Here is a 14,823-nt window from a genome sequence, read left to right as displayed (position 1 = left end):
AAACCTCAGGTTACATGACAAGATCTTTTTATAAAGATACGTTTTTACTTCGCATGTTTAAAGAAGAGTTCCTGACAAAATGAGCGAAGCTACAGAAAAATAGATTATAATGCCCGTAACATCTACTAAAGTTGCCACAAAAGGAGCAGAAGCACTTGCTGGGTCAAATTTTAAACCTTTAAGGATAAAAGGCAGCATCGATCCAGAGAGAGAACCGAAGGTGACGATGCCGATTAAAGTTGTACCTACTGTTGTTGAAACAGCAACCCAATGTTGGCCATAGTCGTAGATCCCAAGTTTTTGCCAAAGAGCAATCCGCGTAATGCCAATAATTCCGAGTAAGAAACCAAGGGATAATCCTGTTGGAATTTCCCGAATGATAACTTTCCACCAATCGTTCAATGTGAGTTCACGTAAAGCCAATGCGCGGATAATAAGGGATGTAGCCTGTGAGCCGGAATTTCCGCCTGAGCTCATAATGAGAGGAATGAACAATGTAAGAATAATCGCTTTTTCCAGTTCTGTTTCGAAATATTGCATGGCGCTTGCTGTTAACATTTCACCAATAAAGAGTAAAGCGAGCCATCCACCGCGTTTTTTCATCATTTCAGGAAATTTAATTTGCATATAGGGCTTATTAAGCGCTTCCATACCTCCAAATTTATAGGCGTCTTCATTCATCTCATCAACCATAGTATCAAGTACGTCATCGACGGTTACAATGCCAATGACATGGTTATTTTCATCAACGACGGGTACAGAGAGAAGATCATGGCGTTGGAAAAGGCGTGCGATATCCTCATGATCTGTGAAGGGTGATATTGTAATGGGCGAGTCATGAGTCGGGACATTAAGAATTTGTTCATCAGGTGAGGCAAGAATAAGATTACGCAGTGAAACAGCTTTGAGAAGAGTCCCTGTTTTAGGATCAATTACGTAGCTAGTATAAACTGTTTCACGTGTTCTCTCTACTTCACGAATGTGATCCAAAGTTTTTTGTATGGTCCAGTTTGAAGGAATCGCTATAAATTCTGTTGTCATTAGTGCCCCTGCTGTATGATCAGGATAACTAGTGAGTTTTTTTAGTTCAGCGCGTGTTAAGGGTTTAAGCAAAGCATAAAGCCGTGTGCGGGTTTCTTTATCCATTTCTTGAAAAACATCTGCAGCAGCATCTGCAGACATGCCATCAAGAATTTCAACAGCACGATTTATAGGGAGAAGTTCTAGGATAGCAGCAGATTGCTCAAGTTCTGGTTTATCAAAAAGTTCGATAACATAATCAAGAGGCAGAAGGCTCAAAATAGTTACACGTTCCACGATATCAAGATCATTGATGATATCAATAGAGTCCGCAAAATGCTGATTTTTTAATTTTTCAGCGAGTACTTCAGGAGAAAAATTTCTGGAGTTGAAGGCCGTTTTGATTTCAGTCATGATAAAGTACCTCCTGAAGAGCTGGGAGAGTTGTAAATCTAGATATAGATGAGATAAAAAAATTGTGGAAGATTTTGAAAAAACTCCCCAACCATATTTCCAATTGTTAATATTTGGAGTAAAGTCAAGAATGAATTATATTTATAAACAGGTTTCTGAATCACTGAAACGAGAATGAAGCTTAATTTAGGGATAATATAAAGGTATAAATGTAAAAATCGGTTCTAATTCTTACATTGTTTCTTTCAAGCTGTTTTACGATTTTTAGCAGCAACCTCTGTTGGCTCGTCAACCAAGAAGAATCTAGAGCAATATTTTGTAAAGAGTTGGGGTTATTTTTCAATAATTTTTATTAATACACAATTTCATTTGTAATATTCCAAGCAAGTAAGCTTTTATTGTTTCAATGTAAGATGGTTTGATATGAGAGAATCTTATATTCTTCGTATTTCTCATTCAATAACATAAAACGATAAATTATCATTATAAATCAATATATTTTTTTAGAAGAATAGAAGTTCTTATTTTTATTTATCTTCTGAAGTTAAAAATATTCTTTTATTTTTTTGTTTAATAGAGCTTTGAAAAGTAGTTTTGAAACTCACGAAATAATTTTAGTCTATTATTAATTTGTATCGTAAAGGTAATTGTTATAGCTTAAATTTATAATGGAGATATAAAGTATTATGACAAAAGAAGCAGTGCTGTACTGGAAGGGGTTTTCAGGTCTTCCCGATTTTTCTTCTATAAATGATGAAGATTTTAGACCTGCTTTTGAACAGGCACTTCAAGGAGCTGAAGAAGAATTAGAAGCAATTGTGATGGTGCAAGAACCACCAACGGTTGAGAATTTTTTGCAACCTTTTGAGCTTTGTGGTAAAATGCTTAACCGCGTCTGTTCAATCTTTTTCTTGCGTACCAGTGCTCATACAAATGAGTTGATTCAACAGCTAGAACAAGAGTTTGTTGTAAAACTTTCCCGTTATTCTTCAAAAATGATGATGGATGCGCGGATATTTGCGAAAGTAGATGAGCTTTATAAACAATCTCAACAGGGTGTATTTGAGAGTGAAACGACGCGTGTTCTTGAATTATGGTGGAAAAAATTTGTTTGTCATGGTGCAAAATTAGATGAAAAAGCTAAGAAAAGGCTTGTAGAAATTAATGAAAGACTTGCTTTTTTGAATGCTACTTTTGGGCAAAATGTCTTAAACGACGAGGCTGAATGGATTTTATTTTTAAAACAAACAGACTTATCTGGTTTACCGGCAGATCTGATTGTTTCAATGAAAGAAATTGCGCACCAAAGAGGTAATGAAGAAGCCTACGCATTAACGCTAGCACGCTCGATTGTTGAACCTTTTTTAAAATTCTCTGATCGCCGTGATTTACGTGAGGTTGCATTCCAAGCTTGGGCTAAACGTGGTGAAAATAGTAATAAGAATGATAATCGAACAATTATTTTAGAGATTATTGCACTTCGAGATGAGAAGGCTAAGTTATTGGGATATAAATCTTTTGCAGATTTAAAACTCGATAATACCATGGCTAAAAATATTGATTCAGTTATGGATTTGCTTATCCCTGTCTGGGAGCGAGCAAGAGCGAAGGCTGCTGCCGAACAAATTGAATTACAAAATTTTGCTAATAAGCAAGGAAGCAATGAATCTTTAGCTGCTTCGGATTGGCGTTATTATGCTGAAAAACTTTGCACTGAAAAATTTTCTTTTGATAGCGCTGAAATTAAATATTATTTTCAGCTTGATCATATGATTAAAGCAGCTTTTGGAGTAGCAGAAAAACTCTTTGGCATTACATTTGAAGAAAAAAATGCTATAGTTCTTTGGCATTCTGATGCCCGTTTATGGGAAGTAAAAAAATCTGATGGAAGCTTGCTTGGGCTTTTTATTGGTGATTATTTTGCACGTTCTTCAAAACGTTCTGGTGCATGGATGAGCCAATTGCAATTGCAGTATAAGTTAAATGGTGGACAAAAGCCTATTATTTATAATATTTGTAATTTTGCTAAACCTTCTAAAGGGGAGGTTGCACTTTTATCACTTGATGATGCACGGACACTTTTCCATGAATTTGGGCATGCATTGCATGGTTTGCTTTCTGATGTAACATGGCCGTCTGTAGCAGGAACATCTGTTTTACGTGATTTTGTTGAATTTCCTTCTCAACTGTATGAACATTGGTTGACTGTACCAGAGATATTAAAATCTTATGCTATACATACAAAAACAGGACTTCCGATGCCACGAGAATTGATAGATAAAGTTTTGGCAGCACAGACATTTAATGCTGGATTTTCTGCAGTTGAATTTATCTCATCCGCTTTGGTAGATTTGGCTTTTCACCAAGGAGAAACAGTCACTGATCCAACAATTTTTGAACATAAAGAATTAGAAAAATTACAAATGCCTGAGATAATTATTATGCGTCATCGTCCTCCACATTTTATGCATGTGTTTGCGGGGGAAAGTTATGCTGCTGGTTACTATTCTTATATGTGGTCAGAAGTGCTTGATGCTGATGCTTTTCAAGCATTTGAAGAAACAGGTGATGCTTTTAATTCAGAGCTTGCTGATCTTTTAAAGCGTTTTATTTATTCTGCTGGGGGAAGCCGTGATCCAGAGGAACTATATAAAGCTTTTCGGGGACGAATGCCTTTCCCAGATGCCATGATTAACAAACGTGGATTATAAACTATAAGGTATGGCTAACGCCATGCTGTTTTCATCTTATTCGAAAGATGCAGTTGCGATTTATGCAAATTTTCTCTTCATTTATGGGAAAAATTAGATTTTATATTTTAAATAAACATTATGGGAGAGAAAAATTATCAGCTCGATCTTTTTGATTTCCATTTAGCGGGGACCATGTTTTTTCTATAAAACTTGTCTCTCTTCTACCTAGAAGGTAAATGTTTTTTTGTGCCATATCATCGAGACTCATTGGAGGTTGGCGCACAATATTACTTGGCTCTTGGCTGTTTGATTCTTGTCTATGTTTTTGAATAGCCTTATAGGTTGAGTCTGGATCTTCATGAGAAAAAGCGTGAAAATTTAAAATATTTTTTAATGGTTTTTCCAAATAAGAGGCAAGTTTTTTCTTTCCTTCAGAGGTAAAATATATACCATTGTTGGTGCGTAATTTGGCTATTTTTCCATGAACATCATAGCCTGAAAAAGAAAAGTTTCCTTCTTCATCACTAAAGCCACTCCAGATATCGAGAAAATATCCTCCAGATTTTTTCGTTTCGTGTTTGTAAAGTGCATTAAAAATTTTCATTTTTTGTGTCAAAAGATCACTGCCAAAAGCGGGTTGACCTATCCATATCCATGATTTTCCAGAGGCATGGAGACTTTCAGCAATTTCGGCAATTCTTTGTTTGTAGATACGCAACCATTCTGCCTGATCTGTGTTGATTATGTTATGGGAGTTTGTAATTGGTTGATTATCATTTGCACCGATCATCATGATAATAACATTGGGGTTATTTTGATTAATGAGTTTAGAAATATTGCTTTGCCAAGAATAATAATCAGTTCGAGCTAAGCCAGAAGCTGGTATTGTATAGTTCATGATAACGATATCATTATTATTCGTAAAAAGTTTTTTAAGTGCATCGGCAATAGCAGAAGCTACAAAATCCCCTATGATAAGAATGCGTTTTGCATTCTCGTTTTTTAGCGTTTGTATGTTTTTTTGCGTTACAATCTTTTTTTGTTGTTTGACCATTTTTTGTTCTATAATCTGTGGTTGTTGTGTCTGTTTGTTATGTTGTGACAACCATTTAAAGAAGTTCGTTGCCTTACTTGGGGATGGCTGTATAATTGCTACAGTGGAAAGTAAGAGTAGTAGGAACATCAAGTATATCAGGCGTAAAAGAGACAAAACCTTACTCTCTATTATTGTTTGCGAAGCAGAAAAAGCACTTGAGATGATGGATATCCATTTGCTTTTAGATTGTGATCCAGCTGGAAATCTTTAATAGCTTTGCGAGAGGCTATTCCGATTTTTCCATCAACATTCCCTTTATAATAACCCAGCGCTATTAAGTGAGATTGCAGTTCTTTACATTCTTGGAAAGTAAGAGATGGAAAAGGTCTTTGCCAATCATACACCAATCCAGGATGCCCAGCAATGCGGTCAGAAAGAAGGGCAACAGCAAGAGCATACCGATCTGCATTATTATAGCGTTTTAGAACAAAGAAATTTTTTGTTACTAAAAATTTAGGTCCTTTTGCTCCATCTGGATATTTTAATATTGCTTGTTCAGCTAATGTGGGAAGAGGATGTCCATTTGCGTGCTTTACGCCTAAATCTTTCCAATGTTCAAAGGAATCCCAACCATCGGAAAGTTTTTTCCCCTGCGGCACTTTTACTTCTACTCCCCAAATAAGATTAGGTTTCCAGCCGTTTTTGTGGAGAAGATTAGCAGCAGTAGCGAGAGCATCTGGAATAGAGTTCCAGAGATCACGCCGTCTATCTTGGTCCATATCAATAGCATAGGCGATATAACTGCTTGGAATAAATTGTGTATGCCCTAATGCTCCAGCCCAAGATCCAGTGAGTTGAGAGCGTTTAATTTCGCCACTTTGTAAAAGTTTCATAGCAGCAATCAGTTGTGTATGTGCATATTTTGCACGTTTTTTATCAGCGTAGGCTAGAGTTGCAAGTGAGCGAATGGTATCATGCATTACACTTTTATTAGCTAAAGTTCTCCCATAGTTGCTTTCCATTGACCAAATAGCAAGCAGAATATTACGGTTAACACCAAAACGTTTTTCAATTTGAAGAAGCCATTTGTTCCATTTTTGAGTTTGGTGCTGTCCTTCTACAATTGCAGTATAATGGACGCGATTATCGAAATAGCTCCATGAAGGAGCGATAAATTCCGGTTGGTATGCGGCGCTTTTTAAAACTTCTGAATCAATGGTATTAATGCCGTTAAAAGCCATATGAAACGTAGAGGGAGTAATATTATGAGCAATAGCTATTTTTTTAAACTCTTTAACCCAGTGTTTAAATCCGCTATCAGCATATGAAAATGATACAAAAAACATTAAAAAAGCAGACAAAAAAATAGCAGAGCCAGTGATAAGAGTTCTCCACTTTATTGACTTCTCTGAGAAAGAGAATGCTTTCAATTCTGTTTTTTGCATTTTAAAATTCCCATTTTGTTAAATATGTAATAACTTGATTTTACATTTAGTTTAATCGATAATATGATCAAGAAGAGGAGAAGACTAAAAAAATAATACGTTTTAATCGTTTCAATAAATTCTGATACTCTCTATTTTTACATTGTTTGATTTCCCATTATAATGATAATCAAAACAATAAGATGTCTTTTTCACCATTTTGTAAAAATATGTGATAAATAAAACAAAGAAGTTTTATGAGTTCATTGCAGAGGATGAGTGTGCGTAAAATTCGGAAAGCAGTATTTCCTGTAGCAGGTCTTGGTACGCGTTTTCTTCCTGCGACAAAAACGATTCCTAAAGAAATGCTAACAATTGTTGATAAGCCTGTTATTCAATATGTTGTGGATGAGGCACGGGAGGCTGGTATTGAGCATTTTATTTTTGTGACTGGACGCAACAAAGCAGTTATTGAAGACTATTTTGATGCGCAAGTTGAGTTATACATGACACTTGCTGAATGTGGAAAGAAAGAAGATCTTGCGCATTTATATCGTTTACAGCCGTTGCCAGGTACGACTTCCTTCACACGACAACAGCAACCTTTGGGATTAGGGCATGCTCTTTGGTGTGCGCGTGAATTAGTTTCAGGAGAACCATTTGCTTTATTATTACCCGATATGTTGATGCAAACGAAAAAAGGAGGGCTTTCTGAAATGATTGATTTTTATGAAAAAACGGGAGGAGGAAATATTATAGCAGTTCAGGAATGCCATCCTAAAGAAACCCATAGATATGGTATTGTTGGAAAAGGTAAACAGCTTGCAAATGGTTTTAAAATCACAAAAATGGTAGAAAAACCAAAGCAAGGAACGGCGCCATCAAATTTGTACATCAATGGACGTTATATTTTGCAACCAGAAATTTTTAATATTCTTTCCACTCAAGAACGAGGAGCAGGAAATGAAATTCAATTAACAGATGCTATGATCCGGCTTTCAAACGAACAGGATTTTTGGGGTTTGCAATTAGAAGGACGAACTTTTGATTGCGGTTCTAAAGCTGGTTTTATTGAAGCTAACGTTGCATTTTCTTTGGCACGCGCTGATATGCATAGTCACATTTCTGCTTTATTGAAAAATTTATTGGAAACCATTAAAGTTGAGAAATGATATAGATTTCTCATTTAATTTTATTGATCGAATTTAATTATGACAATACCATCTCTTTATATGGATTTGCAAGATTCTGTTGCATCGGCGCTTAAAACACTTGCGAGTGAAAAGCAAGGGCTTGAAGCCCTTGAAGCAGCTCTTCTTGGAAGTCTTTCTTCTTCTTTTGAAGCGGCTGTTCAAACTATTAGAAATGCCCGTGGACATGTAGTCATTACTGGTCTTGGGAAAAGTGGTCATATAGGAACAAAAATTGCAGCAACTTTAGCTTCAACTGGAACGCCTGCCTTTTTTGTTCATGCTGCAGAAGCCAATCATGGTGATCTTGGTATGATTGGATCTGATGATGTTATTCTTGCTTTATCATGGTCTGGTGAAACTCAAGAGTTAAGTGGCATTATGAGTTATGCCGCACGTTTTCGTATTCCCCTTATTGCAGTGACATCAAGTGAGTACTCTGTATTAGGACGACAAGCTGATATTGTTCTATTATTACCAAAGATAGAAGAAGCTTGCCCCCATGGTTTAGCTCCCACAACTTCAACAATTATGCAATTGGCAATGGGCGATGCATTAGCAGTTTCTCTTTTAGAAATGCGTGGTTTTACTGCAACGGATTTCAAAATATATCATCCTGGTGGTTCCCTTGGTGCAAACCTTAAATATGTGTGTGATATTATGCATGAGGGTGATAGTATTCCTCTGGTTATGCAGGGAACAGCTATGATTGAAGCTATGGATGTTTTGGTGAAAAAACATTTTGGTTGTGTTGGTGTTGTGAATCAAAAAGGTGAACTAATCGGCATTGTGACTGATGGTGATCTTGCACGTAATATTCATTTTAATTTATCAAAATTTAATGTTGATGAAGTGATGACAAAAGCTCCTAAAGTTGTAAAGCCAAATACACTTGTTGGTGCAGCAACAGCTTTTATTAATGATCATCATATTGGTGCATTTTTCGTGGTTGAAGATAAGAAACCGATAGGAATTGTTCATTTTCATGATCTTTTACGCATTGGTGCTGCTTAAATTAAATTTCTCATCAAGTAAAATGTTCTTTTAGATTGAAATAGATTGAACGAGGCAAAGTTGTAATTTTATTGTGAAGTGGCTTTGCTGATATTTTATAGAGGAAAATGATTATTTCACGCATTACACAATTGCTTGGAAAATTCTACAGATAGAGATTGTATGAGTTTCTTTGCTTATTTTAAAGGCAATTTCTATCAGGAGGAGAAATGCTCATCTCTTGGTTCATGTCTGTATGTTCTCTTCTTTTAAAAGAAGCTTTAATTAATATTTTGTTTAAGATTTTCGCTGAAGAAAAAACTGTGCTCCTGTCTGTGACGCGCAGAGAAGTTGTGTAGCGTCATATGATATTGTGCAATGAACTTTAGAGATTGTCCCACGGAGAATAGAGCGTATTTCAATTTCTATATTTTGAGCATTGAGATAATTATATACTCCTTCTGATAGTTTTTCTTCTGTATCCGCTGCATGCGTTTCAAAAACACCGTTGTGGAAAGAGGAAATAATACCATTTTCATCAACCCATTTTCCATCAATTCCAGTTGGCATATTTGGGCTATAATATTGCGAAAAGCTACAGGCACTTAATAGACAAGAGGTGATTGTAAGACATAAAATATGATAGGTATGTTTCATTTGTTTCACTCTATTTAGCTTATTTTGCTCTTTAGTTGCTATAACATTATTAAATTACACCATGAGTCAATATGAAAAATTTGATAAAAATCAATGAAAAAGCAAAAAAATGGAAAAAAATGCCTTAATGTTGTATTTAATTAACAGCTTGGCAAAGTTCAGAAGTGAAACACAAGAGGTGAAATATTTCTTATGATTTACAACAATTTTTACATTAAGCCGCTGAGTAGTCTCAAAGGAGATTATTGACATTATGGTTGGTCCCATTCTTGTTGCGAGTGAAGATTATGGAAGGCGTATAGAGCTTTCTACTATGCTCCGAGGTTTTGGTTATCGTGTCATTGAAGCAGAAAATGGTCTCCGTACGATTGATCTTTTACACAGGCGTAAAAACATTGTCCTTGCGCTCCTTGATATCGTTATGAGCGATTTGAGTGTAAGCGATTTGATTAAAATGATTAGAGTTGCTGGTGTTTCTGTTCCTATTATTGTTATAGCACAACATGAGAATCAGGATTTACTCCAGAAAGCTTTAACAGCCGGAGCTATTGATTATTGGATTCAACCAGTAACATTATTACGAGTAAGAGTTACTTTGGATGTTCTTGCTCTCATTTCAGCTTTGGAGCATGAGGTTCGGGATATTCGACGAAAGAAAGAGAATCATTTACGGTTTTCTGACCTTTGTATAAAAAGTAAAGTTATGCAGATAGTTTTAGAACAATCGAAAGAAGCAGCGGCTTCTTCACAGAATCTTTTGATAGAAGGTGAAGTTGGAACAGGACGTGAGACCTTAGCTCGGATTATTCATCATGAGAGCTTATTCTCGGAGGGTGTTTTTATTCGCTTTCAATGTTCAGCTATCGTGGATCCAGAAGAGGAAAAACAACAATGGTTTAAAGAATTTTTACCATTAGTTTCTTCGCTTGAAAAAGGCACACTTTGCCTTTGTGATATTGATCGACTTGAGCCCATCCAACAAAAACGGTTTGCTCATTATCTTAAAGAAAGGGATACAAAAGGGAAAATTTCTCCTTTTCGGATTATTGCTATTTCAACATCGCATTTAAAGGACTTAGTTAAAGAGAACTTTTTTTTGCATAGTTTGTTTGAACAATTTTCTCATTTGTCTGTTAGCGTTCCTGCTTTACGAGAATTAAGGGATGATTTTCCAGAGATTACACAATGTTTGATTGATCACATTATTGCGGAAACAGGGCGATCACATGTCCATGGTTTAGCAGGTTCGGCTCTGTCTTTACTTATGCAGTATGATTGGCCTGGCAATAGAAATGAACTTGAAAAATTTTTATTTCGTGCGATTTTACTCAGTGAAGGACCATTATTAACTGTTCGAGATTTTCCCCAATTAATGGGAAGTTCATTAATGAATGCTCCTAATATCATTGAGGGTGATATGCAAGAAGATAATGAACAAGAATCGATCCAATTTTTGAATACTGATGGACATGTGCGTACTTTTGCAGAAATGGAACATGATATTATCGAGAAAGCAGTTAAACATTATAAAGGACATATGAGTGAGATTGCGCGCCGCCTTCATATCGGTCGCTCTACACTTTATAGAAAAATGGAAGAATTGAGAGCAATAAGAAATCAAGAATGGAAATAGAATTTATAACAGATTTCTTTTCATGAAAAGCATGATTTTCAGAAAATAGAGTGGCTTTTGATAAAAACCGTGGAGAGATACTTAAGCAAGCAATTATTTATTGTAAAGTTTATGTATTGAGGATGATTTTATAGCTAATCAAATATAAATTTTATTTAATTATTTTGACTTTTTGTTTCAATTGATACTACTTTAGTTAAGTTTGCATTATCAAATCTAAGAGGAATTTTTTAGTTTTTAGGTATTACAGCTAAAATTTTTGCATCATAAATATTAAGTTTATATTCTCTTAAGCAAAAAATAGCATTATTATCTGCTGCACGATTAAGATAAAATGATTAGTTTTAGTATTATCGTTAGTATTATTGGTGATACGATAGCTTAAAAATAGAAAGTTTATCCTCTTTGACTCTTTTGCAGATTGTTATTGGTTTTATCCTCTTTTTTTTTGTTGCATCTATGTTAGCGATTTACACATATGGGCGTTTTGTGAAAAGTGCTAAGGGGGAATGTTCGTATGCGTTGCCTATTAAGAAAGATGAAACCAAGCTTGATCGTCTCGTCAGTCAATTAGCTGAGAAAGAAAATGGATTGGGGATTGATAAAGATGCTCTTTCCCTCATTATCAGTAATTTGGATGCGTTTTGTGTTCGTGCAATCGGAGCTGCAGAGGCTGGGCGTAGCCTTGATTTGATGTATTATATTTGGGACGATGATTTAACGGGGCGCTTATTATTAAGTGAAATAGTTGAGGCAGCTGATCGGGGTGTACGGGTACGGCTTCTTTTGGATGATATTAATGCTCAGGCACGTGATCCAGCTTATATTGCACTAGATAAACACCCTCATATTGAGGTGAGAATGTTTAATCCAGGGCGATCTCGTAAAGGTGGGTTACGCCGTGGTTTAGAAATTATGTTACGGGCAATTACTGTAACACGTAGAATGCATAATAAAGCTTTTATTGTTGATGGCAGGATTGCTTTTGTAGGAGGGCGTAATCTTGCAGATTCTTATTTTGATGCTGATGAAGAATCCCATTTTAGAGATTTAGATTTGATGCTAATCGGTCCCTCAGTTAAAAAAGTGGAAAGTATCTTTGATGATTTTTGGAATAGCGCTGTTGTTTTGCCAATTCATACTTTGGTTGTTCCTAAAAGCGCAAGTGACCTTAGCCATTGGAAAGATAAATTAAGAAAATTTCGAGATTCTAAGGCTGCAAAAGTTTATTTAGATTATGTAAAAGAGCACATTAATTTTGATTGTTTTATCCAAATAGGAAAGCGGTTATTTTTAGCAGAAAAAGTTGTTGTTCTTTCTGATCCTCCAGAAAAAGTATTGCGTAAAAAAGCAAGCAATTGGCTTATGAAAGCACTCTCAACGGTTATTGGAAATGCCCAAAAAACAGTTCAGATTACGTCACCTTATTTTGTTCCTGGCAAGGTTGGTACACAGAATTTTAGTAAGTTGGTTTCAAAGGGTGTTGATGTTAAAATTCTCACGAATTCCTTAGCAGCAACTGATGTGGCATTGGTGCATGGTGGTTATGTAGCATATCGTAAGGCACTGTTGAAAAGTGGTGTTAAGCTTTATGAATTAAAAGCGGAAGGCAACATCCATGGGTTACGATTGTTTCGATCGAGTAAAGCCAGTTTACACACCAAAGCTTTTTTAGTTGATCGTAAAACAGCTTTTATTGGATCTTTAAACTTTGATCCTAGATCGGCAGCATTAAACACAGAAATGGGAATTCTTTTTGAATGTGCTCCTATTACAGCGAGGTTAGATTTGTTGTTTTCCGAAGAAACAACAGGAGAAATGAGTTATCATCTTCGTCTTGGTGATAATAATCGTATTTATTGGGATTTTATCGAAAATAAAAAACAGTATAGCATTGATTGTGAACCAGAAAGCAATTTTTGGCGCCGGGTATTTGCAAGAATAATAAGTTGGCTACCTATTGAATCACAATTGTAAATTTTTATAAACCACTTTTTAAAAAATATTTATTTTTCTTTTCATTTTATTTGTAGCATGGCATAATTTCTTGCCAATCTACCATGTACGAGAACCACAATTGTATTTTAAACTCCTTGCAGTATTTTATTATAAAGGGAATTTTGCTATGGCAAAGATTATTGAAACGGGAACAGGTGCTTTAGCACTGACTTTTGATGATGTACTTTTACAGCCCGGTTATTCTCTTGTTATGCCTAGCCAAGTGGATCTCAGGACGTGCATTGCAGCTGATATTAAGCTCAATTTGCCATTGCTTTCTGCTGCAATGGATACGGTAACAGAATCGCGTTTGGCAATTGCTATGGCTCAAGCTGGTGGTCTTGGAGTGATTCATCGTAATATGTCTCCGGCAGAGCAGGCAGAAGAAGTACGCCAAGTGAAAAAGTTTGAATCTGGTATGGTTGTTAATCCAGTCACAATTGGACCAGATGCAACACTTGAAGAAGCGCAAGCTTTAATGCGCTCTCATAGAATTTCGGGTATTCCGGTTGTTGAAAATAGTGTGAAAGGTGAGACAGCAGGACGACTTGTTGGCATTTTGACCAATAGGGATGTGCGTTTTGCATCAGATCCAAAACAAAAAATTTATGAATTAATGACGCATGAAAATTTAATTACAGTGCGTGAAAATGTCCAGCTCAATGAAGCGAAATATCTTTTACATCATCACCGTATTGAAAAATTATTGGTTGTGGATGAACAAAATCGTTGTGTTGGGTTGATAACAGTTAAGGATATTGAAAAAGCAAAATTAAATCCAAATGCTGCTAAAGATTCTCAAGGGCGCTTACGGGCTGCGGCGGCTAGTAGTGTTGGAAATGATGGGATTGAACGTGCAGAACGCCTCATTGATGCAGGTGTTGATGTTCTGGTCATTGATACAGCGCATGGACATTCTCAACGTGTGCTAGAAACTGTTGAACGAATTAAAAGGATGGTTTCCTCTCCAGCTGTTATTGCTGGGAATGTAGCGACCGCTCAAGCAACGCAAGCATTGATTGATAGTGGTGCAGACGCAGTAAAAGTTGGTATTGGTCCCGGTTCTATTTGCACAACGCGTATTGTTGCTGGTGTCGGTGTACCTCAACTTGCAGCCATTATGAATGCTGCAGAAGTTGCTGAAAAAGCGGGAATTCCCATAATTGCAGATGGTGGGATCAAAGCCTCGGGTGATTTTGCTAAAGCTTTAGCTGGTGGGGCTTGTGCAGCTATGATTGGTTCTCTTTTAGCGGGTACAGAAGAAAGTCCTGGTGAAGTTTATCTTTATCAAGGTCGATCTTTTAAAGCCTATCGCGGTATGGGATCTGTTGGTGCTATGGCACGAGGATCGGCTGATCGTTATTTTCAAGATGATGTTCGTGATGAACTTAAGTTGGTTCCTGAAGGAGTGGAGGGCCAAGTGGCTTATAAGGGTCCTATAGCATCAGTTCTACACCAGCTTGCTGGTGGACTCCGTGCTTCGATGGGGTATGTTGGGGCAAAAGATCTCGTAGAGTTTCGTGATAAAGCAACGTTTGTCCGTATTACTAATGCGGGACTCCATGAAAGCCATACGCATGATGTTTCTATCACACGGGAGAGTCCAAATTATCGTGAGCCTGTTTAAAGGAATAAGAGCCTAGCGTCATATCGCATAGATAGTAAAATCTCCTGCAAACAAAGGAGAGATTCTAAGCTTTTTTTGTGTGATTTGGAGTAATAATCTAGAAAAGAAAGAATTAGAGTTTTAACCTCTAATTCTTTC

General features: G+C 36.3%; 10 protein-coding genes. 6 read left to right on the top strand and 4 right to left on the bottom strand.

Going from position 1 to position 14,823, the window contains the following annotated elements; genetic code table 11:
* Nucleotides 1-57: 57 nt before the first annotated feature.
* A complete protein-coding gene (mgtE, locus tag GGR08_RS03580) occupies nt 58-1,434 on the bottom strand; it encodes a magnesium transporter (RefSeq protein ID WP_183194020.1) in 1,377 nt (458 codons plus the stop codon).
* 686 nt (nt 1,435-2,120) lie between these two features.
* Between mgtE and GGR08_RS03575 the strand changes: the two genes are divergently transcribed.
* Nucleotides 2,121-4,145: a M3 family metallopeptidase gene (locus GGR08_RS03575; RefSeq protein ID WP_183194019.1), complete on the top strand. Its 2,025-nt coding sequence runs from the start codon at nt 2,121-2,123 to the stop codon at nt 4,143-4,145.
* A gap of 118 nt (nt 4,146-4,263) precedes the next feature.
* Here GGR08_RS03575 and GGR08_RS03570 read toward each other — a convergent pair whose 3' ends face one another.
* Together GGR08_RS03570 and GGR08_RS03565 are read right to left on the bottom strand one after the other, a co-directional pair.
* Nucleotides 4,264-5,337 (bottom strand): SGNH/GDSL hydrolase family protein, encoded by a 1,074-nt coding sequence (locus tag GGR08_RS03570; protein WP_183194018.1) that lies wholly within the window; start codon nt 5,335-5,337, stop codon nt 4,264-4,266.
* Nucleotides 5,338-5,351: 14 nt separating this feature from the next.
* Nucleotides 5,352-6,608, bottom strand: coding sequence for a lytic murein transglycosylase (locus GGR08_RS03565; protein ID WP_183194017.1), 1,257 nt, complete (start codon nt 6,606-6,608; stop codon nt 5,352-5,354).
* Between the two features lie 260 nt (nt 6,609-6,868).
* On the opposite strand from GGR08_RS03565, the gene GGR08_RS03560 reads away from it, so the two are divergent.
* The gene (locus GGR08_RS03560) at nt 6,869-7,759 is read left to right on the top strand and encodes a sugar phosphate nucleotidyltransferase (protein WP_183194016.1); all 891 of its coding nucleotides are present in this window, start codon (nt 6,869-6,871) and stop codon (nt 7,757-7,759) included.
* 39 nt (nt 7,760-7,798) lie between these two features.
* Nucleotides 7,799-8,791 (top strand): KpsF/GutQ family sugar-phosphate isomerase, encoded by a 993-nt coding sequence (locus GGR08_RS03555; RefSeq protein WP_183194015.1) that lies wholly within the window; start codon nt 7,799-7,801, stop codon nt 8,789-8,791.
* A 276-nt stretch (nt 8,792-9,067) separates the two neighbouring features.
* On the opposite strand, the gene omp10 is transcribed toward GGR08_RS03555, so the two are convergent.
* Nucleotides 9,068-9,427, bottom strand: coding sequence for an outer membrane lipoprotein Omp10 (omp10, locus tag GGR08_RS03550; protein ID WP_183194014.1), 360 nt, complete (start codon nt 9,425-9,427; stop codon nt 9,068-9,070).
* A 253-nt stretch (nt 9,428-9,680) separates the two neighbouring features.
* Between omp10 and GGR08_RS03545 the strand changes: the two genes are divergently transcribed.
* The 3 genes from GGR08_RS03545 (at nt 9,681) to guaB (ending at nt 14,685) form a co-directional block, all read left to right on the top strand.
* A complete protein-coding gene (locus tag GGR08_RS03545) occupies nt 9,681-11,060 on the top strand; it encodes a sigma-54-dependent transcriptional regulator (protein WP_183194013.1) in 1,380 nt (459 codons plus the stop codon).
* A 405-nt stretch (nt 11,061-11,465) separates the two neighbouring features.
* The gene (locus GGR08_RS03540; protein ID WP_183194012.1) at nt 11,466-13,037 is read left to right on the top strand and encodes a phospholipase D family protein; all 1,572 of its coding nucleotides are present in this window, start codon (nt 11,466-11,468) and stop codon (nt 13,035-13,037) included.
* A 148-nt stretch (nt 13,038-13,185) separates the two neighbouring features.
* Nucleotides 13,186-14,685 carry an IMP dehydrogenase gene (guaB, locus tag GGR08_RS03535; RefSeq protein WP_183194011.1) on the top strand — a complete coding sequence of 500 codons (1,500 nt, stop codon included), beginning with the start codon at nt 13,186-13,188 and terminating at the stop codon, nt 14,683-14,685.
* Nucleotides 14,686-14,823 lie beyond the last annotated feature (138 nt).

The sequence above is a fragment of the Bartonella fuyuanensis genome, assembly GCF_014197255.1.
GTDB lineage: Bacteria > Pseudomonadota > Alphaproteobacteria > Rhizobiales > Rhizobiaceae > Bartonella > Bartonella fuyuanensis.
This window is presented reverse-complemented; position numbering and strand designations above follow the sequence as displayed.

Bases quoted from the DNA above. Each gene is read 5' to 3' on its own strand.
- omp10 (WP_183194014.1), bottom strand. From the start codon at position 9,427: ATGAAACATACCTATCATATTTTATGTCTTACAATCACCTCTTGTCTA.
- GGR08_RS03575 (WP_183194019.1), top strand. From the start codon at position 2,121: ATGACAAAAGAAGCAGTGCTGTACTGGAAGGGGTTTTCAGGTCTTCCC.
- GGR08_RS03545 (WP_183194013.1), top strand. From the start codon at position 9,681: ATGGTTGGTCCCATTCTTGTTGCGAGTGAAGATTATGGAAGGCGTATA.
- GGR08_RS03565 (WP_183194017.1), bottom strand. From the start codon at position 6,608: ATGCAAAAAACAGAATTGAAAGCATTCTCTTTCTCAGAGAAGTCAATA.
- mgtE (WP_183194020.1), bottom strand. From the start codon at position 1,434: ATGACTGAAATCAAAACGGCCTTCAACTCCAGAAATTTTTCTCCTGAA.
- GGR08_RS03555 (WP_183194015.1), top strand. From the start codon at position 7,799: ATGACAATACCATCTCTTTATATGGATTTGCAAGATTCTGTTGCATCG.
- guaB (WP_183194011.1), top strand. From the start codon at position 13,186: ATGGCAAAGATTATTGAAACGGGAACAGGTGCTTTAGCACTGACTTTT.